21 protein-coding genes are annotated in these 26386 nt (G+C 40.2%); 19 read left to right on the top strand and 2 right to left on the bottom strand.

What is annotated here, in order from left to right; translation table 11 throughout:
* Positions 1–31 precede the first annotated feature (31 nt).
* Both ACGLXV_RS23570 and pepF read left to right on the top strand, forming a co-directional pair.
* A complete protein-coding gene (locus ACGLXV_RS23570) occupies positions 32–226 on the top strand; it encodes an IDEAL domain-containing protein (protein ID WP_119708437.1) in 195 nt (64 codons plus the stop codon).
* Positions 227–346: 120 nt separating this feature from the next.
* Positions 347–2134, top strand: coding sequence for an oligoendopeptidase F (gene pepF / locus ACGLXV_RS23565; RefSeq protein WP_391560535.1), 1788 nt, complete (start codon positions 347–349; stop codon positions 2132–2134).
* Positions 2135–2204: 70 nt separating this feature from the next.
* Here the strand turns inward: pepF and ACGLXV_RS23560 are convergent, their stop codons facing one another.
* Positions 2205–3869, bottom strand: a complete 1665-nt coding sequence (locus ACGLXV_RS23560; RefSeq protein WP_391560534.1) for a hypothetical protein — start codon at positions 3867–3869, stop codon at positions 2205–2207.
* A 165-nt stretch (positions 3870–4034) separates the two neighbouring features.
* On the opposite strand from ACGLXV_RS23560, the gene ACGLXV_RS23555 reads away from it, so the two are divergent.
* A complete protein-coding gene (locus ACGLXV_RS23555; RefSeq protein ID WP_391560533.1) occupies positions 4035–4694 on the top strand; it encodes a hypothetical protein in 660 nt (219 codons plus the stop codon).
* Between the two features lie 283 nt (positions 4695–4977).
* Here the strand turns inward: ACGLXV_RS23555 and ACGLXV_RS23550 are convergent, their stop codons facing one another.
* Positions 4978–5232 (bottom strand): phage holin family protein, encoded by a 255-nt coding sequence (locus ACGLXV_RS23550; protein ID WP_391560532.1) that lies wholly within the window; start codon positions 5230–5232, stop codon positions 4978–4980.
* A 197-nt stretch (positions 5233–5429) separates the two neighbouring features.
* On the opposite strand from ACGLXV_RS23550, the gene ACGLXV_RS23545 reads away from it, so the two are divergent.
* The 16 genes from ACGLXV_RS23545 to ald form a co-directional block, all read left to right on the top strand.
* Positions 5430–5573 (top strand): YvrJ family protein, encoded by a 144-nt coding sequence (locus tag ACGLXV_RS23545; protein WP_119708442.1) that lies wholly within the window; start codon positions 5430–5432, stop codon positions 5571–5573.
* Positions 5574–5792: 219 nt separating this feature from the next.
* Positions 5793–5993, top strand: coding sequence for a cold-shock protein (locus tag ACGLXV_RS23540; RefSeq protein WP_119708443.1), 201 nt, complete (start codon positions 5793–5795; stop codon positions 5991–5993).
* A 149-nt stretch (positions 5994–6142) separates the two neighbouring features.
* Positions 6143–7282, top strand: coding sequence for an exonuclease SbcCD subunit D (locus ACGLXV_RS23535; protein ID WP_391560531.1), 1140 nt, complete (start codon positions 6143–6145; stop codon positions 7280–7282).
* Between the two features lies 1 nt (position 7283).
* Positions 7284–10421, top strand: coding sequence for an AAA family ATPase (locus ACGLXV_RS23530; protein WP_391560530.1), 3138 nt, complete (start codon positions 7284–7286; stop codon positions 10419–10421).
* A 170-nt stretch (positions 10422–10591) separates the two neighbouring features.
* The gene (gene selB, locus ACGLXV_RS23525) at positions 10592–12472 is read left to right on the top strand and encodes a selenocysteine-specific translation elongation factor (protein WP_391560529.1); all 1881 of its coding nucleotides are present in this window, start codon (positions 10592–10594) and stop codon (positions 12470–12472) included.
* A 55-nt stretch (positions 12473–12527) separates the two neighbouring features.
* Positions 12528–13358, top strand: a complete 831-nt coding sequence (locus ACGLXV_RS23520) for an STAS domain-containing protein (protein ID WP_391560528.1) — start codon at positions 12528–12530, stop codon at positions 13356–13358.
* A 588-nt stretch (positions 13359–13946) separates the two neighbouring features.
* Positions 13947–14831: a nitrilase-related carbon-nitrogen hydrolase gene (locus tag ACGLXV_RS23515; protein WP_391560527.1), complete on the top strand. Its 885-nt coding sequence runs from the start codon at positions 13947–13949 to the stop codon at positions 14829–14831.
* 44 nt (positions 14832–14875) lie between these two features.
* On the top strand, positions 14876–16249 hold the full coding sequence (locus ACGLXV_RS23510; protein WP_391560526.1) for an NAD(P)-dependent oxidoreductase: 1374 nt from the start codon (positions 14876–14878) through the stop codon (positions 16247–16249).
* A 32-nt stretch (positions 16250–16281) separates the two neighbouring features.
* Positions 16282–17568: an NAD-dependent dihydropyrimidine dehydrogenase subunit PreA gene (gene preA / locus ACGLXV_RS23505; RefSeq protein ID WP_391560525.1), complete on the top strand. Its 1287-nt coding sequence runs from the start codon at positions 16282–16284 to the stop codon at positions 17566–17568.
* Positions 17569–17590: 22 nt separating this feature from the next.
* The gene (gene hydA, locus ACGLXV_RS23500; protein ID WP_391560524.1) at positions 17591–19006 is read left to right on the top strand and encodes a dihydropyrimidinase; all 1416 of its coding nucleotides are present in this window, start codon (positions 17591–17593) and stop codon (positions 19004–19006) included.
* Between the two features lie 91 nt (positions 19007–19097).
* A complete protein-coding gene (locus ACGLXV_RS23495; protein WP_119708451.1) occupies positions 19098–20570 on the top strand; it encodes an NCS1 family transporter in 1473 nt (490 codons plus the stop codon).
* Positions 20571–20584: 14 nt separating this feature from the next.
* Complete coding sequence (locus ACGLXV_RS23490) at positions 20585–20806, top strand: hypothetical protein (RefSeq protein ID WP_119708452.1); 222 nt, start codon at positions 20585–20587, stop codon at positions 20804–20806.
* Between the two features lie 74 nt (positions 20807–20880).
* Positions 20881–22530: a PucR family transcriptional regulator gene (locus ACGLXV_RS23485; protein ID WP_391560523.1), complete on the top strand. Its 1650-nt coding sequence runs from the start codon at positions 20881–20883 to the stop codon at positions 22528–22530.
* A 106-nt stretch (positions 22531–22636) separates the two neighbouring features.
* Complete coding sequence (locus ACGLXV_RS23480; protein WP_391560522.1) at positions 22637–24103, top strand: CoA-acylating methylmalonate-semialdehyde dehydrogenase; 1467 nt, start codon at positions 22637–22639, stop codon at positions 24101–24103.
* Between the two features lie 31 nt (positions 24104–24134).
* Positions 24135–25493 carry an aspartate aminotransferase family protein gene (locus ACGLXV_RS23475; RefSeq protein WP_391560521.1) on the top strand — a complete coding sequence of 453 codons (1359 nt, stop codon included), beginning with the start codon at positions 24135–24137 and terminating at the stop codon, positions 25491–25493.
* A gap of 48 nt (positions 25494–25541) precedes the next feature.
* On the top strand, positions 25542–26386 hold an 845-nt coding region (gene ald / locus ACGLXV_RS23470; protein ID WP_391560520.1), incomplete at its 3' end, for an alanine dehydrogenase.

The raw sequence follows: 26386 nt of genomic DNA, 5'->3' as shown, positions 1-26386 counted from the left end.
TTATAGAAAAAAGGTTAAGGAGTGATTTCCAATGGAAAAGTATTTGCTAAATTCACCACAACAACCAACTGAAGAACAATTATCGTCAGCCGCAGATATGGTCATCCGACAAGCACTACTTGATTATCGAAAAGATAAGTTAAGAAAGGAAATTGATGATTCCTTAGCCACGAGAAATAAAGATGAGTTTTTCCGATTAACAGACGAATTAAAAAATTTAATGTAAGTAAAAATTAATCGACCACACATTTGTGTGGTTTTTGTTTTTTATACGATATTCGATTTGCATTGGCGTATAATGGATATAAATAGAAAATATTACATACATAAGGAGTTGTCTTCGCCTATGACTACCTATACGTCTCGAGAGCAAGTCCCCACTAAAGAAAAGTGGAATTTAGACGATATTTATCCCGATTTAGCATCATGGGAGAACGATTTTAAGCAAGTCGAAGAAATGACGAGTGAATTAAAAACTTTTGATGGCAAGATTCAGAATGGTGCTAGCCTCTTTCAATTTTTACAGAAAAAAGAAGAGCTTTCCTACAAATTCAATCATTTATACGCTTACAGCATGCTGAAGGTGGATGAAGACACTCGTGTGACAGAGTCTCAAAGCTATCTTGAACGAATGAAGAGCTTAGGTATTAAAGTAAGTTCCTCTACGTCATTTTTTATGCCTTATCTCTTGAGTTTAGAAGAGAAGGACTTAAAGGCCTTTATTGAGGAAGAAAAGGGCTTAAGTTACTTTGAAGAGGATTTACTAGAATCATTTCGTTACAAGCCGCATGTTTTATCTAAGGAAAAAGAAGAGCTTGTTTCCCAGCTTGGAGAGGCTTTTTCTGCACCAAGTACCATCTTTGGAATGATCAACAATGCGGATATAAAGTTTGGAGAAGTGACACAGGAGGACGGGTCAAAGGTCGAGCTTACACGTGGCTTATATTCAAAATTGATTGAAGATGAGAACCGTCAGACGAGAAAAGAAGCGTATAAAGCATACTACGAACCTTACATTCAGCTAAAAAATACAATAGCTTCTACACTATCCAATTCTATAAAAAACAACGTGACGATGTCGAAGCTTCGTAATTATCCATCTGCACTTGATAAATCATTGTTTGGAGATAATGTTCCGAAAGAAGTATACGATAATTTAATTATGTCAACAAAACAACATATTGCACCAATGCATCGTTACAATTCCATTCGGAGGGAAAAGTTAAACCTCGATGAACTTCGAGCTTATGACTTAAGCGTTCCGATCGTAAGTGGTGTGAAAATGGACATTTCGTACGAAGAGGCATATGAAACGATGCTAAAAGCACTAGCTCCACTTGGAAGTGATTATATTGAAACATTAAAAACATTTAAGGATTCTCGCTACATTGACGTTCGTGAGACAAAAGGGAAGCGGTCTGGTGCATATAATCTAGGAATTTATGGAGTTCACCCATATATATTATTAAACCATCAAGATGATTTGGATAGCATGTTCACGCTCGTCCATGAATGCGGGCATGGTGTTCATAGTAAATTGAGTGCGGAGCATCAACCGCAAATTTCAGCAAGATACAGTATTTTCGTAGCCGAAGTAGCTTCCACCGTAAACGAAGTACTTTTAATCAATTATTTACTGCAACACGAAACGAATCCTGATATTCGAAAGCATCTTTTAAATCATTTTATTGATCAATTTAAAGGAACCTTTTTTACTCAGGTCATGTTTGCAGAATTTGAGAAAAAGACACATGAAATGGCGGAACAGGGGATTCCTTTAACCGTTGATGTTTTTAACTCAACGTATGAACAGCTATTCCGGGAATACAATGGAGATGAGCTTATTTTTGACGAGGAAGTAAAGTACGGTTGGTCCCGAATTCCTCATTTTTATCGACCGTTTTACGTGTATAAATATGCGACTGGCTACGCATCTGCCATCCATATTGCCTCGAATCTATTGTCTGGTGATGAAAAGATCCTTGAGTCGTATTTGAAGTTTTTACAAAGCGGTAGTTCTGATTATCCTCTAGAGCTTTTAAAGAAAACCGGTGTGGATCTTACGAATAGTGAACCAATCGAATCAGCAATGAAAAAGTTTTCAGAGCTTGTGGACGAATTTGCTAGCTTATAGATCTCGTTTTAGACTACCTTGTTAATATTGGACATCAAAAGGACGAACCAAGTCGGTTCGTCCTCGATTTTTATTCAATATTATCAATTGATAGCTTTTTCACTGGTAGAAAGTCCTCACCAGAATCCAAATACGTGATAGATACTTTGTCTCCACGCTCTAAGTAGATCGCTAGAGGGTTATTTTCTGACGATACAGTATAATTCTGTTGATTGTTAAGCAGGAAGGATACAACCGTATAATCTCCAATTCGCTCCTTATAAACTCGAAGCACTTCACCACTCGTTTTCATTTCTTCTGCCTTTGAGGTTCCATTTAATGTGCTACCTTCTCGTTGTAGAGCTACCTTGTATTTTTTTAGCGCATCATTAGGAGTTTCTGCATACGATGATATTTCAGGATTTGCTGCTGAAACGATAAAATAATTTTGAAGAAAACCATTGGAATCAAGAACAGGAGTGAGCCAGCTTGCTTCTCCATAGAAATTGTAGAGAACAGGCATTTCTCCATCCCATTTTTTCTCGATAAATTTCTTATCGATAATTTCAAGAGCACCTCGAGAATCCATATACGATTCCTCTAAATTTCCAGTGTAAAAGGTGGCTTTTCCGGTCCGAGCATTTGTTAACGAGTACCCAAGCATGGAATCTACTCCTTCTTTCGGACTCGTAAAATCAGTAAAGTAGTACATCACACCATTCTCATCAAAAATTGGGCTTACATTGGCCTCCGTACCTTCATCGGAAGGCAACTTCACATCTGATTTTCCAAATAAGCTATTCCAAAAACCATGTACAAAATTGCCATAATAACTATTTTGTAAACTCACAGCTTCAGGTGAGACAGACCCATCAAGAAACGCTGGTGCTGACTCTAGATCAAACGCTTCTGTTTTTCCAGTGGAGGGATCGACAAGAACGATTCCTTCCGCTTTAAAACCGTTTCGCGCCGTGACAAAACTTCCATACGTTCGAATAAAATAAGGTTTTCCATCATCATCTATTTCAAGCTGCACATCACCGTAGAATATGTTCTTTGGATAGTTAAGACGAATATGACGTTCTAGGTTCTTTTGAAAATACGAAGATGGAGTGTACTTCATACTTGATTGAACAAATTTAGGATTCGCTGAGGAATCTGTTGCACTTAAGGTAAAATAACCCGGTGTTTCCTCGCCCTTAAACCACTTGAAAAAGCCTGAGAACTCAACAGGAGCAATATAGACAAATTGTCCATTTACTTTCTGTATTTGTAAATTTCCGAGTTCATAGTAACTCGTATTGGGAACCTGTCCAAAAGCCTTTCTCATTTTATTTCTAGCAAATTGGGGAGGAACACTCGCTGGAGTCACACTTTCATCAAAGGCCGGGATCTCCACCTTTTCGTCCATTTTGGAAAGCTCATACTTCTCATCGGCATTGAACACAAAGGCAGATAAAAAATAAATTCCAATGCCAAGTGCTCCGAGGGAGATGATTCCTTTCAACTTTCGCTCCATTCCTTTTGAAACGATTGTTCCTCCAACTGACACCAATAGTATTAAAGCCCAAAGAGTGCTGATGTTTTGATCAATTTTTGTGAGATAAAAGAAGCCGAACACAATCAAAACAAGAATCGTTGTAAACGCCACCGCTATACCCGTTACCTTCGTTTCTTTTGTCATTTTAGATAAAGGGATAAGTAGAATGCTCGAAATAATCCCTGCAAGAAGTGAAAAGATAAAAATGTTTCCCATTAGTAAGCTCCTTTCGTCGATTTTGTATGTTTTACGGGTGTGATAGGGCATTTGTTTCATGTTTTTAAAAATTGTAATAGGCTTGTAATATTTTTACCAAAATCTGAAACTTTTTATCTTCGAAATCGTCTAATAGGTATGGAGTTATTTTTAGGGGGGAGTCATTTGAAAAAGAGAGTTTTTACCGTTTTATCACTGCTCTTCGTTATTATTGTTGTTAGTTTTTCACGTTTTTTAGATGTTGATGCAAATGTTACAGCCAATCAGGGATCATCACCAAGTGTAAGCCATGATGTTCCAAAAAGAGCAGATGTCTCCCTAGGAAAAACAATTGATCATGAGTCGGCTTTTTTAGTTGCTTCCGAAGAGGTAGAGGTAATGGAAGTGGTAGCGGTTGTTTCAGAACCAGCTGAAGAAACCACGGAGGTCGTGAGCAAAGGGGAAGAAGCTCTTGTTCCGGATTCAATCGAGTTGTTTGGATCAACATATGAGAAAGTTACAGATGAAAAATTTTCTGTTTATATAAATGTAGCGAGTGAATTAGGGGCAGGTTTTTATGCCATTCCAAATAGCGATGTTTTTGCGATGGTAAAGAATGGGGAAGTTCTATTTCAGATGTCTACCGGAATTAAAGCTGTTCCAATGACAAAAGTAGAATTATTGGTTCGCATTTTTGAAAAAACCGGAGAGTTTAACTTAGTAGGTCCTATCGTGGACGATATACGAAAAGTCGCATCGACAGGGGAAACGATTAGTGTAGAAGGTGAGAACTACACCGGATATAGCGTATTTATTCAGGACGAATGGATTCTCGTATCGTTCTAATCAAATAAAAGGGCCGCCTAAATGGGTGGCTTTTTTCATTGAAAAAGGATTTTTGCCTCCGCATGTCAAGCAGCCTATCCATATCTCATCCTGGGGGGAGTGGATGGGAATAAAATCTTGTTATTCCATTCCTTATATACCCTAACAAATTTAAATAAAACCCATAATGAAAAAATCCATCACGCAACTGTCCACCTCAGACGGACAAAAACAGCATTTCTGTCCACGAGCGGTGTCAGACACCCTAAAAAAACACTTCCCCCACATTTGTCCACGAAGGGTGTCAGTCACCCTTTTTGATCGTTTGTTTGACCATTTGGTGGCCCAGTACGGCTATTCCCGCTGCGATGATCGCGTTAATTACCCCTGTGTAGGAAAAACCCCAAGCAATTACTCCAAATACAAGGGAGAATCCTAATAAGACCCAAATGATCGACCAGTTCGGTACGCTAGGTGTACGTTTAAGTGCAAATCCAAGTACCCAGAGAGCTGGGACAAGCATATAGTAATTTTCATTTAAAAAGGATGCTAAATCCATTTTCTCACCTCCTAATTATGCTACTAACATGATATGAAGGCTTGTCGGTGTTGGTTTGCATTCATGTCCTCTAAATGAAAAATTATTATTTCTATGCCTGTCCAAATCAGTAGATCGATAATATATAGAAGGTAGAAGGTTACAAGGGATAAAGAACAACTACACCTTCATATTCAAAAAGAAAGGAGCTGAGGCTAGTGGAACAGCTTATCGCGTTCATTAGTGATGTTGGATTTCCGATTGTAGTGACTTTATATTTGCTTCATCGAGTAGAAGCAAAGTTAGATGCAGTCGTTCAATCCATCCAAAGTCTACCTGACCGAATTCGTGAATTCACTTAGCGTTAATTTTCTTAACTTTCTAAATTTTATAGACAATACAGGTCAGATTTTATTGACAGAAATAGGCGATGATGCTAAATTTAGGGTAACCGTTCTGCACCGTGTTAGAGTTTTTGTACTTCTTTGTTCCACGTTTGGATGCGTAATGTTTGCAAATGCTATACGTTGTAAATGGTAAATTTAAGGCATGGCTTTAACAGCCATTAGGGGGATTTTGAGATGAAAAACGGAAAAGTAAAATGGTTCAATGCTGAAAAAGGTTTCGGTTTTATCGAAGCTGAAGACGGTAACGACGTATTCGTTCATTACTCTGCCATCCAAGCTGAAGGCTTCAAAACATTAGAAGAAGGTCAAGAAGTAACTTTTGAAGTAGTAGAAGGTGCACGTGGACCTCAAGCTGCTAACGTAACAAAAAAATAAATCCTATAACCTTTCAAGCAGTTTAACCACTTGCGGTTAAGCTGCTTTTTTATTTTACTGAAAAGATGAACTTACAAAAATATGTAAAGAAAAACGAATGCACGTTCTGTTATAATAGGGAAATATACTAAACAAACGAGGTGGAAGGTTTGAAATTTATTCATACAGCGGACTGGCATTTAGGAAAGCTTGTCCACGGTATATATATGACGGACGACCAGAAAGAAGTATTAAATCAATTTATTCAAGTGGTTGCTGAGGAACAGCCGGATGCGGTTGTGATTGCAGGAGACCTTTACGATCGCTCTGTTCCACCAACAGAAGCGGTTGAGCTGCTCGACCAAGTATTGTTCGAAATCAATGTAGGACTAAACATACCTGTCGTAGCCATAGCTGGGAATCATGATAGTGCCGAACGTTTATCCTTTGGAACCTCCTGGTATCGAAATAGCCAATTATACTTAACAGGTAAGCCAGAAGCGAATTTTCAACCTGTTCAAATTAATGGGGTGAACTTTTACTGTGTCCCCTATGCAGAGCCTGGCATTATTCGACAATTATTAAATGAGGACAGCATTCATAGCCATCAGGAAGCAATGAAGAGAATCATTGGAAAAATAGAGGAGCAGTTAGACCCGAACACACCAAATGTATTCGTCGGCCATGCCTTCGTATTAGGGGGAGAGTCGACGGATTCAGAACGTTCCTTATCTGTTGGAGGATCCGGGTGTGTCACTCAGGATTTATTTTCTCCATTTCATTATACAGCGTTAGGTCATTTGCACAGTCCTGATGCAATTAAGCATGATAGAATCTTCTATTCTGGTTCTCTATTAAAATATTCCTTCTCAGAAGCAAAGCAAAAGAAATCCATTCAGATCGTAGAAATGGATGAAAAAGGTGATTTTACACTTCGTTACCGTTCGTTAACACCAAAACAGGACATGCGTGAACTCGTTGGATACTTAGATGAACTATTGGATACGAGCTTTTACGAAAAACAAAAGGTCGATGATTATTTAAGTATTACGTTACTAGACGAAGGGGCATTACTTGATCCAATCGGAAAGCTTCGCCATGTCTATCCAAATGTTCTTCACTTAGAAAGACAGACCGTGCTAAAGGATATGAAAGAAAAGAAATTACTCACTGTGATCGGACAGGAAAGAAAATCGGAACTCGATCTGTTTGAACAGTTTTATAAAGAAATGACTTCAGAAGAATTCTCGCCTGAAAAGAAAAGAATTATGGCAGGGGTCATCGAGAGTGTCTTAAAGGAGGAACAATAACATGAGACCTTTGAAGCTTACGATGCAGGCATTTGGACCTTACTCTCGCACAGAGGTGATTGACTTTTCCGAGCTTGGAAACCGAACAATGTTTGTTATCTCCGGAAAAACCGGATCAGGGAAAACAACCATTTTTGACGGAATTAGCTATGCGATCTATGGAAAAGCGAGTGGTGAAGATCGGAATGGACCAGAGCTTCGTAGCCAATTTGCCGATAACGATACACTAACAGAGGTATCATTAGAATTTCGTCTTCGTGGCAAAACGTATGAGATTAGTCGTTCTCCTCAACAGGAAAAGAAAAAGTCGCGTGGTGATGGGGTTACCTCTATCGGCGCAAAAGCAGAGTTGTATGTATACGATGAGGATGGAACGAAGCAAATCATTGCATCGAATGTTCGTGATGTGGATGAAAAAATCAAACAAATCATGCTGATTGACAGCAATCAGTTCCGCCAAATCATTATGATTCCTCAAGGCGAATTTAGAAAGCTATTAACCTCGGACAGCAAGGAAAAAGAAGCGATCCTACAACGCTTATTCCATACGCAGCTGTATAAGAGAATTGAGGAAAAGTTAAAAGAAGAAGCAGCTTCTTTAAAAGCAGCAGTAGAACAACAGCTTGCTGACCGTAACCTTGCGATTCGAAAAATTCACGCCTTGTTTACAGAGAATTTGAAAGAGTATATGGAAGCGGGCAGCACAAATGATCTTGTCATTGTTCCGGCATTAATAGAAGAAATTCAAGCAATGGCAGAGCAAATCTCTTTATTTGAAAAGGAAATTATGGAAAGAGATCAGCTGCGTCAAGTAGAACAAAAAAAGCTATATGATGCAGAAGCACTTATTAAACAGTTCGAAGCAAAGGAGACAGCACTTCAGAAAAAGCTCCACCTTGAAAACCAAAAGGAATTGTTTGAGAAAAAAAGGGATGACGTAGAATTAGGAAAAAAAGCGATATTGTTGCTACAGCAAGAGCAATTATGTGCTAGGTTAAAAAAAGAACTGACCACTTATGAAGCTCAAGCGAACGACCTGCAATTAAAGCAAAAGATGTTGTTGGATCAAGTGCAAAAACTAGAAGAAGCATGGCAAGCAGAAAAAGAGAAAGAACCGGAAAGAAAAGCATTAGAGGAAGGTATTCACAAACTAAGGTCATTAAAGGAAGATGTACACTCTTATGCAAGGCTGGAAGCTGAAATTCGCGACCTTCAACTACAATGGAAAAAGCTTGAAGAGGACAAGGTAGCAGCCGAAAAAAAGGGAACAGAAATTGACCATCGTCTTCGATTATTCACAGAGAAAAAAGAAGAAATAGATGCAAGCAAACTTGTTTTTCTAGAAAACAAAAACCTACTTGACGAGTTAAAGCGTGAAGCAGATTTAATTTCTACTCTAGAAAAACAGAGGGAAAGCTTGTTGATTCTAGAAGAGAAATTCAATCGAAAAAAAGCGGAGTTTGAGCGGACAACTGCTCGCTACTTGGATTCCAAATCTCTCGTTGAAGAACTAGAAAACAGCTGGATGCATGGACAAGCTTCCATACTAGCCAGCAAGCTTCAAGACGGTGCTCCTTGTCCTGTCTGTGGGTCAGAACATCATCCAAAACCGACCCATCAGGAGGATAAAGCGATTCCAAATGAAGCCGATTTGAAGGCTGCTAAACAACAGCTCGAAGTACTAGAGAAAGAGAGAAACGAAGGACAGTCTCAAAGTTACAAGTTACAATCGAGTGTGGAAGCCTCCACACTCTTAGTCTCTCAAACACTAGAGTCTTTAAAAGCAAGTAAGCCTGACTTTTTGATTGAGGAACTTTCTACTTTTAAAGAGACCATCATAAGTAAGAAAAGAGATGTCGAGGCAGAGCAACTTAAATTACAATCAGGTCTTGAACAGCTAGAAGCTATCGTGGAGGGCCTAAAGAAACTAGAAACGTCAAAGACGGAATGGACTCTAAAGGCCAAACAGCTAGACGAATCCTACCAGGAAGCTAGACTCTCGTTCGTTGAAAAAAACAGTCATTTTACTAGACTACAAGAAACGATTCCTGAAGCACTTCGTTCAGTAGATCGGTTCGAGAAAGAAGTTAATCGTCAGCAAAGCAAGTTACTCGAACTCAACACCAAGCTCGAACAGGCTCAGTTAGCACTACAAAATTCTAAAGTTTCCCTTTCCACAATCGAAGGACAGCTTCAGTCGGTCCATCAGTCAAAAGAGACGAAGCAAGCCGAGCTTCAAGTGGAGCGAGAAGTGTTTAAGGAAAAACTGGAACAACAGGGCTTTCAAAACTATAAGCAATATGAAACAGCGAAGCGGTCCGAAGTGGAACTTCAACAAATGGAAGCAGAGATTTCAAACTATCGTGAGTCACTTCGCTCGGTAACCGATCGCTACACAGAGTTAGAAGCACTGTTAAAGGATGTACCGATCCCTAATATTCAGGAATTAACTGACCTCATTGAAGTAATGACACAGGAAATTAAGGATATTGATGGTCAAAAGAGTGACTTAAGCTTTAAAAAGCGAGAAAACGAACAAATATTAGAAAGAATTCATTCCTTGAACAAAGAAATGAAGCAATTTGAAGAACAATACAAAATGATTGGTAATCTTGCGGATATTTCAAAAGGGAACAATAATCTACGAATTACATTTGAGAGATACGTCCTCGGTTCTTTTTTAGATGACATTTTAAGAGAAGCGAATGGACGATTGCTCAAAATGACGAGCGGAAGATTCCAACTTCTTCGAAAAATGGATAAATCAAAAGGGAACACGCAGAGCGGACTTGAGCTCCTCGTCGTTGATTCGTATACAGGGCAAGAACGTCACGTAAAAACATTATCTGGTGGAGAGAGCTTTAAAGCTTCCCTCTCTTTAGCACTTGGACTAGCTGATGTTGTCCAGAATTATGCGGGTGGGGTTTCCCTAGAAACGATGTTTATTGATGAAGGATTCGGTACGTTAGACCCTGAATCTCTTGACCAAGCGATTGAGGCACTGATTGACATTCAAAGTAGCGGACGTCTAGTTGGGATCATTTCGCACGTACCTGAGCTAAAGGAACGAATTGATGCTCGATTAGAGGTAGTTGCTAGCCAAAGCGGAAGTACCACTTATTTTCAATTTATTAATTAACCATAACCAGGAGTAAAGTTACCTTTACTCCTGGTTATTTGGTTTATAGGAGGAATATGGTTGCTTTGTAATTTTATTCGTCAAGGGCTATCCTGTACACCAAAAAGGTTGAGCAATTAACATTTTAAAGATAAAGTAAAAGAGTTGAGAACATTAAAGTAGGTGCAAACATGGAAAAACGATATTTTACAATAGGCATGGCTGGTCATATTGACCACGGAAAAACAACACTCACGAAGGCACTGACCAATGTTGATACCGATCGTTTAAAAGAAGAAAAGGAACGGCAAATTTCCATAGAACTAGGGTTTGCCCCCTTATATGAAGATGAAAATATACAAATATCAGTGATAGATGTTCCAGGACATGAGCGATTTATTAGGCAAATGATTGCTGGAGTGGCAGGTATCGATTTGGTCGTCCTTGTTGTCGCAGCAGATGAAGGGGTTATGCCACAAACAAAGGAGCATTTAGACATACTTGGATTTTTGGGAATTAAGTCAGGTATTGTTGCAATTACCAAAATGGACAAGGTGGACGAGGAATTTTCAGAACTAGTGAAAGATGATATTTATGAAGAATTAAGTGGAACGGTCTTTGAAAACTCACCTTACGTCCTTGTTGATAGCCTTTCACATAAAGGAATTGATGAGCTTAAATCACGAATTATACAAACATTAGAACAACAAGACGTTCGTGATATGAAAGGACCCTTTCGCTTACCAATCGACCAAGTATTTACCGTAAAAGGGCAGGGAACCGTTGTTAGAGGAACCGTGTATGAAGGAGCTGTAGAGGAAGGTCAACTTCTTACAATTATGCCTCAAGGAATTGAGGTAAGAGCAAGGCAGCTTCAAGTACACCACCAACCAGCTAAACAAGCGTTCGCCGGTCAAAGAGCGGCGATAAATATATCAAACGTTACCAAGGAGGAAATTGAACGGGGCAATGTACTTGTATCATCCGAGCATTTTAATATCACTCGTACAATTGACGTTTCCATTCAAATGGTAGAAAATCTTGAGCATCTGGTAAAACAGAGAATGCCGATTAAATGTCATATAGGAACGGCCGAAGTGATGGGTAGAATCGTGTTTTTTGATCGTAATGAACTGAAAGAAGACAGTGGAGAAATTCTTTGTCAATTAAGACTTGAGGAGGAAATCGTCACAAAGCGAGGAGATCGTTTTATTTTACGCAGACCTAGCCCACAGGAAACGATCGGCGGGGGATGGGTCATCGATCCTAAAGGTGAGAAGTACCGTTTCGGGCATCAAACGATTGAAGAGCTCGCGAAAAAGAAAGAAGGATCACCAACCGAACGCTTAACTGCCGCGTTAATGGAGGCAAAAAGTTTGTCAATCGATGAACTCATTAAGCGGACCTCTCTCGATAAGGAGGAAGTTTCTCTTGCCCTTGTTGGGGAAGAATTTATCCCTTACAGTAGCAAGGAATACACCTTACAAGAAATCATAAAAGATGTTGAGGAAGAATTATTCGACCGATTAAATGATTACCATAACCATTTCCCGCTACGCAATGGGGTAAATAAAGCTGAGCTGTTACAAGGTTTAATAAAATGGTATCCGAAGTCGTTAGTAGAGTATGTAATAGAACAGGGGTCTGCTACGAAACTGTTTCAACGAAAGGGACAATTTGTTTCCTTAAGCACCTTTACACCACATGTTCCGTCAAGTTGGAAAAAACGTACAGACAACCTATTAAATGATTTAAAAAGAGATGGTCTTCAAGTAAAATATTTACATGACTACATAAAAGAGGCAGGAATTCCAGAAGCCTTAGTCGAGGACGTTAAGAGATATTGGATCGATCGAAAAATGATTATTCCTCTTGACGAATTCTATTACTATCATGGAGAGGTTTTTACAGAAGCTGTGAAAAGGCTTCAAACTGAAACAGAAAATGAGTTTGATGTAGGCAAAGCAAAGGAAGTACTCGGATTGTCTAGGAAATACATGATTCCTTTTCTAGAGCGATTAGATGAGAACGGAATCACAAGACGAGTTGAAAACAAGCGAGTGTGGTTATAAGAAGTAGCATCTTTTCGTATGATGCTACTTTCACGATTACATAGGGGGAAAATGAATGCATAGGAATAAAGAGCTCCATCAGTTTTTACTTGATAAATCTTGGCAGCTAACAGAGGACTGGTATGCTTCGTTGGATAAGAGCGATCCTGCCGGCGTGTATTCTTCCAATGATCCAGTAGTCATTGAAAACTTAAAACAGCAAAACTATCGTTTTCACTTGCAGCTTTGCGAAATATTTATTAAAGATGAAGAGCAATTCACACAGGATATTCAAACATGGATACTAGAAATTGTTAAGGATGAACCACATTTTCAAACACCCTACCATTTTACATTGCGAGAATTTTTTAGAGTACAAGATCAGTATCTTGATTTTCTTCAAGAGTTTTCCACCATCCATGAGGGGACATATGACAGACATTCTATAGATGTATGGAATCGTATGATCATTAAAGCCTTTAAGCTGGTAATGTTACGATTTGTTGAGGAATTAAATGAATATACTGAGACCCGCCTACGTGCACAGCAGGAATTAATTAATGAATTAGCCTCTCCCGTTATTGCTATCGATAATAACGCAGCACTGTTACCATTAATAGGAGAAATAGATACAAATCGATCGAGGTTTATTATCGAGAATACTTTGTTGCAATGTTCCTCAAAGGGAATAACCGTGTTGTTTATTGACCTTTCTGGGGTCGTAATGATTGACACCATGGTTGCCCACAAGTTATTTCAGCTAATCGAAGCACTCGATTTAATCGGTGTGAAAACCGTTCTTTCTGGCTTGCGCCCAGAAATCGCCCAAACTTCGGTCCAACTCGGTCTCAATTTCAATAAAGTCAAAATCGTATCCACCCTCGCCAAAGCACTCGCCAACCGCTAAGCTGGTGACAGGCACCCTTCGTGGACAAAACATAGGGATTTGTCCGCCTGAGATGGACAGTTACAAAACCGCTTCTCATAAGGAAGTGGTTTTTTTATTTGATAACAAAAAGCACGTTATGATATCTAACAAAACAGTTCTCGGTCACTAGGTTGTAAGTATTATAATGGGCTTAATTCCATTTTTGTTACATAATTTTACACACTCTGCAGAACGATATGTATGATTTTTTTCTTTCTATACTCCACAATGCCAAATGATCTTCTTGCAAAAAACTTACTCTAGTAACTCCCTAGAACTTCTCGTCAGAATATCTCACAACCTACCAGTCATAATTGACAAAATGACTAGCCATTGGCTAAAAGGATTTTACATAATGTATCATGCGATGGAAAACAAGCAAATGTAAAATTAATTAAAAGTTTAGATTTTTCTGCATTTAATATAAAAACAGGAGGGATACTGTCCATTTACAAGAAATATAATGTACAAGATGTGCATGAAAATAAAAGGCTGCTATGATTCATTGGTTTTTTTATTTTCAAAAAAATAGAACAGAATTATTTCGGATTAGGGGGAAATAAGAGAATGGCAGATCAAGTAACCATCGGATTAATTCAAGCTAGCAACGATGTAGATGGAAAAGAACCCGTTGAAGTTCATAAACAAAAAGCAATTGAAAAACATATTAATCTCGTTCGTGAAGCAAAGGTAAAAGGAGCACAAATTGTTTGCTTGCAAGAAATCTTTTACGGTCCCTACTTTTGTTCTGAGCAAAATACAAAATGGTATGATGCGGCAGAAGAAATCCCTAATGGCCCCACAACAAAGCTATTTCAGGAGCTTGCTAAGGAACTTGGAGTCGTAATTATTCTGCCAATCTATGAGCGTGAGGGGATTGCCACCTATTATAATACAGCAGCGGTTATTGATGCGGACGGCTCTTATTTAGGAAAATATCGCAAACACCATATCCCGCATGTAGCTGTAGGTGATCAGGGGTATGGCTTTTGGGAGAAATACTATTTCAAGCCTGGAAATCTAGGATACCCCGTATTTGATACCGCATTTGCAAAAGTCGGAGTGTACATTTGTTATGACCGACATTTTCCAGAAGGTGCTCGAGTACTAGGTCTTAATGGAGCCGAAATAGTGTTTAACCCTTCCGCCACAGTTTCTGGTACCTCCGAATACTTGTGGAAGCTTGAACAGCCTGCACATGCAGTTGCCAACGGTTATTACGTGGCCGCAATCAATCGTGTTGGCTACGAAGGTCCGTGGAATATGGGCGAATTTTATGGCCAATCTTACCTCGTTGATCCAAGAGGAAGCTTTGTGTCCATGGGTAGCCGAGACAAAGATGAAGTAATCATTGGAGTAATGGATAAAAAAATGATTCGTGAAGTAAGAGATGTTTGGCAGTTTTACCGTGATAGACGTCCGGAAACGTATGAGAAAATGACCTCAATTTAGAAAGCATAGTGTAAAAATGAAAAGCTTAGAGGGGGTATTTACATTTGAGTACGGTAAAACAATCGAGAATTTCCTACGATCATATAGCTGCTAACTTTCAGGAGGTTCATCCTGGCCTTTCCAATCGAGAGGCGGTAGAGGAAGCAAATCGCTGCCTTTATTGCTATGATGCACCTTGTATTACAGCCTGTCCAACAGGGATTGATATCCCAACCTTCATTAAGAAAATAGCCTCAGGAAATATAAAAGGTTCCGCAACCACCATCATGTCAGCCAATCCAATTGGTGCAAGCTGCTCCCGTGTCTGCCCAACAGAAGAATTATGTGAAGGGGCATGTGTACTCAACCATTCTACTAAACCAATTATGATTGGAAACCTACAACGATATGCAACAGATTGGGCAATGAAAAATAACCAAATCCTTTTTAAAGCTGGTAAGAAAAACGATACTTCGGTTGCCATAATCGGTGGTGGACCTGCCGGATTATCAGCGGCGAGAGAGCTCGGTATCCTCGGCTATGACGTAACGATTTTTGAAGCAGCTGAACATGCTGGCGGTCTGAATACGTACGGAATCGTTTCGTTCCGACTGCCAAAGGAAGTATCGTTTTGGGAAGTCAAACAAGTGGAAAGTGTCGATGTAAAAATTCAGACAAACACAAAGGTTGGCGTTGACATCTCTGTCCAAGAAATTCTCGAAAACTATGATGTTGTTATATTAGCCATTGGCATGTCCAGTGTACCTAATATAGGGATTGGGGGAGAAGATTTACAAGGGGTATATGATGCGATTGAGTTTGTAAAACAAACGAAAACAAGTCCTATTACAGATGAGTTCCTCGGTAAAAAAGTTGTTGTTATCGGTGCCGGTAATACAGCAATTGACGGCGCTACTTGCTCTGTTCGCCTCGGAGCAGAAAATGTAAAGATCTTATACAGAAGAACGCTAGAGGAAATGACGGCGTATGACTTTGAATATGAATTTGCCAAGCAGGATGGAGTCGAGTTCAGATGGTTAACCGCCCCTGTCAGAATTATTGGAGATGAACTTGGGAACGTAAAAGCAATTGAATGTATCAAAATGGAACTAACCGAAGCTGGTGAGGATGGTCGAAGGAAGCCTGTTCCGATAAAAGGCTCTGAATTCCAATTAGAGGTGGATGCTGTTATAAAAGCGATTGGCCAGTCTAGATACGTAAATCTCATCGAAGAGATGAACCTCGAGCATGATGGTGGCGTCGTTACAATTAACCAAAACACATACCAAACTTCCAACAAAAAGGTATTTGCTTGTGGAGATGTAATTTTCGGAAAAGGACAAGGAGAAGCGATGGTAGTTTCCGCAGCACAACAAGGAAAGAAAACTGCCCACGCCATCCACCAAATGATTACCAAAACCGTATCTGAAACCGCCTAATCAAGGGCTAATCAATTCAAGGAGGTATGATGATGGCAGATTTACGTATCAACTTGGCAGGAATTCAATCACCGAATCCTTTCTGGCTCGCTTCAGCTCCCCCGACAAACTCTGGATATCAAGTTCAGAGAGCTTTTGAGGCGGGATGGGGTGGTGCTGTTTGGAAAACGCTAGGAGAACCGATTTTGAATGTTTCATCTCGCTTTGCAGCGGTTAGCTTTAACGGACAAAGGGTGGCGGGATTTAACAATATTGAACTGATCACCGATCGACCTCTTGAAGTGAATCTGAAGGAAATTGCGGAAACGAAAAAAAAATTCCCTAATCATGCGATCATTGCTTCACTCATGGTGGAGCCAAAACAAGAAAAATGGCATGAAATTGTCAAGAAGGTAGAAGCCATAGGGGTAGATGGGTTAGAACTCAATTTTGGTTGCCCACACGGAATGGCTGAAAGAGGAATGGGTTCAGCCTCTGGCCAAGTACCTGAGCTAGTCGAAAAACAAACGTATTGGGTGAAGGAAGTTGCACAAACACCCGTCATTGTTAAGCTCACTCCGAACATTACCGATATCACCGTTACAGCTGAGGCAGCAACAAGGGGCGGTGCAGATGCCATCAGCATGATTAATACCATCAATAGCTTAGCTGGTGTCGATATTGATACTTGGAACACCATTCCTCATGTTGCAGGTAGAGGGGCGCACGGCGGATATTGCGGACCCGCAGTAAAACCAATCGCCTTAAATATGGTCGGCGAATGTGCGAGAAATCCTCATATCAATGTTCCGATATCTGGAATAGGCGGGATCTCAAATTGGAGAGATACCGTGGAATTTTTGTTGATGGGAGCGACAGGCGTACAAGTGTGTACAGCTGCGATGCATCACGGCTTTCGTATCGTTGAGGATATGATTGAAGGCCTAAACAATTATCTAGATGACAAAGGAATCGCTTCGGTCATGGATATCGTGGGGAAATCTGTACCTAAATATTCTGATTGGGGAAATCTTGACCTTAATTATAAAATCGTTGCGAGAATTAATAACGATGTGTGTATCAATTGCAATAAATGTCATATCGCCTGTGAGGACACATCTCACCAATGCATTGATAGGTTAAAAGGAGCCAACGGGGAGAGTATTTTGCGCGTACGAGAAGAAGATTGTGTAGGCTGTAATTTGTGCTCGATAGTTTGTCCTGTCGACGGTGCGATCGACATGGTTGAGCTACCAAATGAACTCCCGCCAATGACTTGGAACGAAAGGCAAGCCGCGCTAGGTGCCATCGCATGCAATGTTGACATTATAAAAAGATAATTCTTTAAAGGGGGAAACGGACTTGAAGAAAGTAATAAAAAACGGAACGATCGTAACGGCGACAGATACGTTTCAAGCAGACATTCTAATTGAAAATGGAACAATTCGTCAAATAGGTGAGAACCTCCCATCGAACGATGCGGAGGTGATTGATGCAATTGGGAAATTCGTATTTCCTGGTGGAATCGACCCCCATACCCATTTAGATATGCCCTTTGGCGGCACGGTAACAAAGGACGATTTCGAAACAGGGACAATCGCTGCAGCATTTGGTGGAACAACTACCGTTATCGATTTTTGTTTGACTAATAAGGGTGAACCATTAAAAAATGCGATAAAAGTGTGGCACGATAAATCGAAAGAAAAAGCGGTTATTGACTACAGCTTCCATCTAATGATCGGTGAAATTAATGACCAAGTACTAGAAGAGCTACCAACAATCATGACGGAGGAGGGGATCACGTCCTTTAAAGTGTTTATGGCATACAAAAATGTATTCCAAGCGGATGATGAGACCTTATTCCGTACCTTGTTAGCGGCAAAGGAGCATGGAGCGCTCGTGATGGTGCATGCCGAAAATGGGGATGTAATTGACTTCTTAACAAAGAAAGCACTTGAGTTGAATCAGACAGACCCTATTTACCATGCTTTAACCCGACCACCGGAGGTAGAGGGGGAAGCAACTGGAAGAGCCGCGACTTTAACAGGGCTAGCTGAGTCGCAACTGTACGTCGTGCATGTTTCTTGTGCAGAGGCAGCTAAGAAAATAGCAGAAGCTCGCTCAAAAGGAATTGATATTTGGGGAGAAACTTGTCCACAATACTTAGTTCTTGATCAGTCCTATCTCGAAAAACCAAATTTTGAGGGAGCCAAATACGTGTGGTCACCGCCATTGCGTGAAAAATGGAACCAAGATGTATTATGGAATGCTCTCAAAACAGGTGAGCTGCAAACCCTAGGTTCCGATCAATGCTCCTTTGATTTTGATGGCCAAAAAAGTCTTGGTAAGGGAGACTTTTCAAAAATCCCAAATGGAGGTCCTATCATCGAGGACCGATTATCCATCTTGTTTTCCGAAGGTGTGAAAAAAGGAAGAATCTCTTTAAACCAGTTTGTAGATATCACTTCAACGAAGGTTGCAAAGCTTTTTGGTCTTTATCCGAAAAAGGGAACCATAGCGATTGGTACAGATGCTGATATTGTCATATTTGATCCGAATGTTGAGCGGACGATCTCAGCAAAATCGCACCATATGGCGGTTGATTACAATGCCTTCGAAGGAATGGAGGTAGTTGGTGAACCCGTGTCAGTTCTCTCAAGAGGAGAATTTGTAATCCGTGACAAAACCTTTGTCGGAAAGATTGGTGGTGGACAATACATTAAACGAGCAAGGTACGGAAAAACGCTAGAAACTGAAAACAAATCCGTACCAATTTAAAACAAAGAATGCAAATGGGAAGGATATAAATTTTCTGTGAGTTTCATTACCAGAAAATTTTATATATTAAAACTAGAAAAGGAGTGGTTTCATGAAAAAAAGTAGTGGTTATTTAAAGTCTCCAGATTTACTTCCCATTTCCCACAGCGATAAGAAAATTGGATCATTAGGCTTTTCAATTATTTGGGTAGGGATGGCAGTCGTTTTAGCAGCATTTGCGATTGGTGGCTCTGGTGTACAGAGTCTGCCTCTTGGCTGGGTAATTGTAGCAACGATCATAGGTTCAGTCGCAATCGGAATCTTTATGACAATTATTGGAGACATTGGAATCGAACATGGATTATCCTTCCCCGTCTATATGAGAGCACCGTTTGGAACCATCGGTACTCATATCCCTTCCATCGTTCGTGGAGTAACCGCTGCTTGTTGGTTTGGAATTAATACGTACTTTGGTGCAACCGCAATGAATGGAATACTAAATGCACTTTTTCAATTTGATAATTGGTTTATTTGCTTCGTATTGTTTGCTACTGTTCAACTTGTGAACACCGCCTTAGGGATTAAAGCGATTGAACGCTTCGCCGATCTGGCCGCTCCGATCATCATTATTATCTCTGCATGGATGTATTCATCCCTATCTGACAAAGCTATTGAGCAAGGTAGAGACGTTTGGACTTGGGTGGAAAGTCCGGTGACAGGTGGTGCTGCATTAACCGCATTTATGGTTGTTGTTATGGCAAATATGGGCTTTTGGGCTACTCTTGCCGCGGATATGCCTTCTTTATCCCGTTTTATCAAAGCTCCTAAAAACGAAAGAAATTGGTTTAAACGAAATAAAGCTCAAATTTTTGGAAATATCATAGCCATGCCGATTACAAACACGTTTATGGTCATTATCGGCGCAGTGTCCTATATTGCCGTTTTAAATTATGACCCGGTCGTCGCTCTACAAGAAGCAGCTACTGGCTTTATTCTAGGTATTCTTCTCCTTATGATCGTTTTAGCACAATGGTCAACCAATACATCAGCAAATGTTATTCCAGCAGCTACGATTTTCTCGAATGTTGGCGGTCCAAAAGTTCCGTTCTGGGTTGGAGTAATTATCGCAGGTGTGATTGGGATTGTCGTTCAGCCATGGAGCTTATTTGGAGTGATTGTTCCTGCTCTACTCGTGATTGGTGGGGTTTTATCAGCCATCGTTGGCATATTATTTACCGATTATTATGTGATTCGCAAAAGACGAGTTAACGTAGCAGACCTGTACGAAGCAGATGGTCAGTTCAAATACATGAATGGGGTCAATCTTGCTGGAATGATTTCATGGATTATTGGTGGCGCAGCCGCATACTATTTATCAACCTATTCCTTTATTGTTGGATTCTTGGTAGGGGCCATTATTTACTATTTCTTAGCCAAGTATTGGTGGTTTAATAAATATGAGCAAGCTGAACTCGTGGATCCTAGCGACGAAAAATACCTTGGTATTACCGTTGGACGTGATTGGGATATAGAAACAGGAGAAGAATCTGTTCTTGTAACAGAGCCGATTAACACACAAGTATAAAAGGGGGACACCTCATGTCTGAATACCATCAATATCTTCAAGAAAGAGATAAGATTGATTTTTTCATTCAAAAAGGATTTACGATAAAAAGTGTCACCGAAACATTAAGCGGATCCTTTGTTGACTTTGTAAACGAACAATCTGAAGAAAAAGAAACCGTCACCTTACATGTCGCTACAGCCGAAGGGCGTAAGTATTTCTCAGTGATGATCATAAAACAGCAAAAAGGAGCTTAACACAAACGCGAGTCACACAGACACCGTCTGCGTGACTCACGTTTTTACCAGTTGAATTGGAAGGGGGCTGTTCCTTGAAATCGTATATTACTGTAGGAGATTTGTTACAAAGAAATCATTTTGAAGATATTGAAATTCTTGCAGGGGAAGAGGGACTTATTCGTCCAGTAAAGTGGGTACATATTGTAGAAGTAACCAATATTCGCAACCTTTTGCGTGGAGGGGAATTTATTTTATCCACTTGTGCCTTATTACATGACAATAACGAGTTATTCTTATCCGTAGTGGAGCAATTAATTGAAGTACACGCTTCTGGATTATGCATTGAGCTTGGTACATACACCACGCATATACCTAATGAAGTTATTGAGCTTTGCAACCTGCACCAATTTCCATTACTCATTTTTCACAATGAAGTACCCTTCGTGGAAATCACTCAAGATATTCATGCCCTCTTAATCAATCGACAATATCAAATGATATCTGAGCTCGAAAGCTACACACAGGAACTAAACAAAAAACTACTTACGTTTGGCCATACAAAGGAAATCCTGCAGTTTACAAAGGAATACTTACAGATTCAAGTGATGATCGTCTTTAACAATCAAGAAATACAATTTCCACCGGATGTAAAAGCAAGTGAAAAAAAGAAATTTATACACATGATTCATAGTGAGCGAAATCAAGGTACCGACCTCGCCCCTCAAACAATGACAAAAGTTCCGATTAATATATTAGGAGATACATATGCAGAATTATATCTAATTGCGGAAAACCGCACTCTTACAGAATTTGATCACTTAATACTCGATCGAACAGCAACTGCACTGGCGCAACTCCTTTTAAGACAACTATACGTAGAAGAGAAAAAGAGGATTGAGGAATCTGAATGGCTCACAGGTTGGCTCGATGGGGAGCATAGTGAAGATGCTATTCATGACTATTTGGCCTATCATTTCCCAAAGATTAAACCGAAAGGAGCATTTGTTTGTCAATTTAAGTTAGAAGCAATCTCAGACTTTTCCATGCTTGATATTACCTATTTTAATTTATACGTTCGTGCTTTTTTTGAACCTCAAGGATTTACACTCTTTTCAATTGAAAAAAAGCATACAATTACTTTTATCTTCGTTAACGAACGAAACACATCAACATGGAAGGCCCGGATGAAGGAAGGGATTCAACGTTTAGAAAAATCGGATATAAAAATGGCCAACCAAACAAGTCCCTTTGTACTCGGAGTAGGAAAATTTGTTACACAATTATCCCATGTTCATGAAAGCTATTTAACCTCCTTAGAAACGATCCGCATCCAAGACCGCTTAACCGTACCTTCTCAAAGTCATTTTTACGATGATCTGCATATTTTCCGCCTTATTTCCTTATTAAATAAACATATTAATCTACAAGAAATTGTCATGGAGTATCTCGAGCCCGTTCTAACCTATGACGATATGTACAATGGCAAGTTATTAGAAACGTTAAAAACGTATCTAGCCTGTAACGGGTCCAAGCAGGAAACAGCTAAGCGATTATTTATCGTTCGCCAAACGCTCTACCATCGTATTGAAAAATTAGAAAAGCTACTTGGTGAGGACTTTTTACATCATGAAAAAAGGCTTGCGATTGAGTTCATGATTCTGTCTCACGAATTCCTTCTTTCTTCCCAGTTGAAGAAGGAGAAAGGAGTGCCCCAGTTATTCTCCAATGAAGGCAAAATGTAAAGTTTAACACAAGCATTTTTTGACAAAACGTCTAATGCCACAAAGGCAGCATATCCTTGATAATAATACTAGAAGATAACTAATCATTTAAAAGGGGGATGCACGAATGACAGTAATCAAAAAGCATACGGTAAAACTCAAAAACTATATTAATGGGGAATGGGTAGAGGCTTGTAGTTCAGATTCATTGGAAGTGCTAAATCCTGCAACCTCAGAGGTGATCGCAACCGTTCCCCTTTCTTCTAAAGAGGACGTTGACCAAGCAGTAAAAGCAGCAAACATTGCTTTTCAAACGTGGAAAAATACTCCCGTTCCAAAGAGAGCAAGGATTCTATATAAATATCATTATTTATTAACAGAAAATCATGAAAAACTAGCTCAGTTAGTCGTAAAAGAAAATGGCAAAGCGTATAAGGAAGCATATGGAGAGGTACAACGAGGAATTGAATGTGTCGAGTTTGCCGCGGGAGCTCCTACATTAATGATGGGTGAAACGTTATCCAATATTGCTGAAGATATTGATTCCGAAATGTATCGTTATCCGTTAGGGGTAGTGGGTGGAATTACACCATTTAATTTCCCAATGATGGTTCCACTTTGGATGTTCCCACTTGCGATTGCCTGTGGAAATACCTTTGTACTAAAACCGTCGGAACGAACACCTCTTTTAGCAAGTGAACTAGTTGAATTATTTACTCAAGCCGGAGCTCCTAAAGGAGTGCTTAATATTGTTCATGGAGCACATGATGTAGTGAATGGGCTGATCGAACATGAAGATGTAAAGGCTATTTCCTTCGTTGGTTCACAGCCGGTTGCAAAGTATGTATACGAGCGTTCAGCAGCACAAGGTAAAAGAGTGCAGGCATTATCCGGTGCTAAAAATCATCATGTCGTCATGCCTGATGCCAATCTTGAAAAAGCCGTTTCTCATATTATTAGCTCTGCTTATGGAAGTGCAGGCCAAAGATGTATGGCATGTAGTGCAGTCGTTGTTGTTGGTGATGGAGAAGAGTTTGTAGCTGCACTTAGGGAAAAGGCAGACGAATTACTAATAGGAAATGGTCTTGATGAAGAGGTATTACTAACACCTGTTATCCGTGATTCTCACCGCGAGAAGGTCTTACAGTACATTGATATCGGCGTAAAAGAAGGGGCCACTCTCGTTCGCGACGGTCGACCAGAGATGGAACAGCATAAGGAAGGCAGTTTTCTTGGACCAACTATTTTCGACCATGTTACTCCTGATATGAAAATAGCAAAGGATGAAATATTTGCCCCAGTTTTAAGCCTATTACGGGCAAAGGACCTGAATGAAGCTTTATCATTTATTCGCAAGTCCCGTTATGGAAATGGAGCAACCATTTACACAAAGGACGCAGCTGCTATTCGTCAATTCCGAGAAGAAGCAGATGCTGGCATGCTTGGGATCAATGTTGGTGTACCTGCAACTATGGCCTTTTTCCCATTTTCCGGCTGGAAGGACTCCTTTTATGGAGATCTACATGTAAATGGAAAGGATGGCGTCAATTTCTTTACAAGAAAGAAAATGATTACATCCCGTTTCGACTATTAAAACATAACAGGGTGAGAAAGGGGAATTTGCTATGGCTCAAATGAAGCAAGGAGAAGATTTTCTAACAAAAGATAAAGACTTTGTATGGCACTCCATGAAACCGTACAATCCAAACGGTACGATGATTGCTGAAAAAGCAGAAGGCTCTTGGGTAACAGATCATGATGGAAATCGCTTTTTGGATGGAATGGCTGGTCTTTGGTGTGTCAATGTAGGATATGGTCGGACAGAGCTCGCCGATGCTGCATATGATCAGCTAAAGAAAATGGCTTATTTCCCACTCACCCAAAGCCATACACCTGCGATTCAATTAGCTGAAAAGCTTAATGAACTTTTGGGCGACGAATACGTGATCTTTTTTTCGAATAGCGGTTCAGAAGCGAATGAAACAGCCTTTAAAATCGCTAGACAATATCATCAGCAAAAAGGGAACCACTCACGATATAAATTCATCTCTCGTTATCGAGCCTACCATGGTAACACGATGGGGTCTCTTGCTGCAACCGGGCAGGCACAGCGAAAGTTTAAATATGAACCACTAGCTCCAGGATTCGTTCATGTAGCGCCACCTGACTCTTATCGCTCAAACGATCAATTGGGCAGTCCAGCATCAGAGCTCGACTCTGTCAAAGATATCGAGCGAGTGATGACATGGGAGCTCAGTGAAACGATTGCTGGAGTCATCATGGAACCGATCATTACCGGTGGAGGCATCCTCATTCCGCCTGATAACTATATGAAGGGTGTTAAGGAAGCTTGTGAAAAACACGGCGCTCTATTAATTGTTGATGAAGTGATTTGCGGATTTGGTCGTACAGGGAAAGCATTCGGCTTCATGAATTACGGAGTGAAGCCTGATATTGTTACGATGGCAAAAGGGATCACAAGCGCCTATCTTCCATTATCGGCAACAGCTGTCAAAAAGGAAATCTATGAAGCTTTTAAAGGCAGTGAAGAATACGATTACTTCCGCCATGTCAATACATTCGGTGGCAATCCGGCTGCTTGTGCTCTGGCATTAAAAAACCTAGAGATCATGGAGACGGAGAAACTGTTTGATCGTTCCAAGAATTTAGGTGATCAACTAAAGGAGAGATTGAATATAAGCTTACGTAACCATCCGTTCGTAGGGGATGTTCGTGGAAAAGGCTTACTAATAGGAATTGAACTCGTAAAGGATAAAGCCACTAAGGAACCATTAGATGTGGATTTAGTAAACCAAGTGATTGCTGGCTGTAAGAAAAAAGGACTCATAATTGGTAAGAACGGGGCAACCGTAGCTGGATTTAATAACGTTCTTACCATATCTCCCCCATTATCCATTAAAGAGGAAGATCTCGACTTCTTGTTTACAACTGTCACTACTGAACTAGAGGAGCTCGTCAAATAAACTTAGAGCATCGTGCGTTTTCCAAAGTAACCAGAAAGGAAGAATGCTATGAAAATCGGAGTACCAAAAGAGATCAAAAGCCAAGAGAACCGCGTTGCTCTTACACCTGCTGGCGTCCTACAATTAAGCACAAAAGGTCATCATGTTTTCGTAGAAAAGGGAGCCGGATTGGCTTCAGGGTTCATTGATGAAGAGTATATAGAAGCGGGAGCATGTATCGTTGAAACAGCCGCTGAAGCTTGGGCATGCGAAATGGTTATCAAAGTAAAAGAACCCATTCCAAGTGAATATGCTTATTTTTATGAAGGATTAATTCTTTTCACCTATTTGCACTTAGCTGCCAATTTCACTTTAACAGAAGCTCTCATTCAGAAAAAGGTAGTAGCCATCTCCTACGAAACCGTTCAACTGTCCGATCGCAGCTTGCCATTATTAACACCAATGAGCGAGGTAGCAGGAAGAATGGCTGCTCAAATTGGGGCCTCCTACTTAGAAAAAGGCAAAGGTGGAAAAGGGATCCTGCTCGGTGGTGTACCTGGTGTAAATCGTGGCAAAGTCACGATCATCGGTGGAGGGGTTGTTGGAACAAATGCAGCTAAAATTGCTATTGGTCTAGGTGCGAAGGTATCGATCCTAGATGTTAGTGCAGCAAGATTAAGAGAATTAGACGATATCTTTGGATCGTCTATTACGACACTTATGTCGAATCCATATACGATTGGCCAAGCGGCCGCGGATTCGGACTTAGTCATTGGTGCCGTTCTTCTTCCTGGTATGAAAGCTCCTAAACTAGTAACAGAAGAAATGGTTCGACTTATGGAAGAAGGCTCTGTCATTGTTGATGTCGCCATTGACCAAGGAGGAATCTTTGAAACGGCTACACATGTGACCAC

Source organism: Robertmurraya sp. (assembly GCF_036676585.1).
Taxonomy (GTDB): Bacteria; Bacillota; Bacilli; order Bacillales; family Cytobacillaceae; genus Robertmurraya_A.
This window is presented reverse-complemented; position numbering and strand designations above follow the sequence as displayed.

Bases quoted from the DNA above. Each gene is read 5' to 3' on its own strand.
- ACGLXV_RS23530 (WP_391560530.1), top strand. From the start codon at position 7,284: ATGAGACCTTTGAAGCTTACGATGCAGGCATTTGGACCTTACTCTCGC.
- ACGLXV_RS23475 (WP_391560521.1), top strand. From the start codon at position 24,135: ATGGCTCAAATGAAGCAAGGAGAAGATTTTCTAACAAAAGATAAAGAC.
- ACGLXV_RS23540 (WP_119708443.1), top strand. From the start codon at position 5,793: ATGAAAAACGGAAAAGTAAAATGGTTCAATGCTGAAAAAGGTTTCGGT.
- ACGLXV_RS23550 (WP_391560532.1), bottom strand. From the start codon at position 5,232: ATGGATTTAGCATCCTTTTTAAATGAAAATTACTATATGCTTGTCCCA.
- ACGLXV_RS23480 (WP_391560522.1), top strand. From the start codon at position 22,637: ATGACAGTAATCAAAAAGCATACGGTAAAACTCAAAAACTATATTAAT.
- ACGLXV_RS23520 (WP_391560528.1), top strand. From the start codon at position 12,528: ATGCATAGGAATAAAGAGCTCCATCAGTTTTTACTTGATAAATCTTGG.
- pepF (WP_391560535.1), top strand. From the start codon at position 347: ATGACTACCTATACGTCTCGAGAGCAAGTCCCCACTAAAGAAAAGTGG.
- ACGLXV_RS23560 (WP_391560534.1), bottom strand. From the start codon at position 3,869: ATGGGAAACATTTTTATCTTTTCACTTCTTGCAGGGATTATTTCGAGC.
- ACGLXV_RS23490 (WP_119708452.1), top strand. From the start codon at position 20,585: ATGTCTGAATACCATCAATATCTTCAAGAAAGAGATAAGATTGATTTT.
- preA (WP_391560525.1), top strand. From the start codon at position 16,282: ATGGCAGATTTACGTATCAACTTGGCAGGAATTCAATCACCGAATCCT.
- ACGLXV_RS23515 (WP_391560527.1), top strand. From the start codon at position 13,947: ATGGCAGATCAAGTAACCATCGGATTAATTCAAGCTAGCAACGATGTA.
- selB (WP_391560529.1), top strand. From the start codon at position 10,592: ATGGAAAAACGATATTTTACAATAGGCATGGCTGGTCATATTGACCAC.
- ACGLXV_RS23495 (WP_119708451.1), top strand. From the start codon at position 19,098: ATGAAAAAAAGTAGTGGTTATTTAAAGTCTCCAGATTTACTTCCCATT.
- ACGLXV_RS23570 (WP_119708437.1), top strand. From the start codon at position 32: ATGGAAAAGTATTTGCTAAATTCACCACAACAACCAACTGAAGAACAA.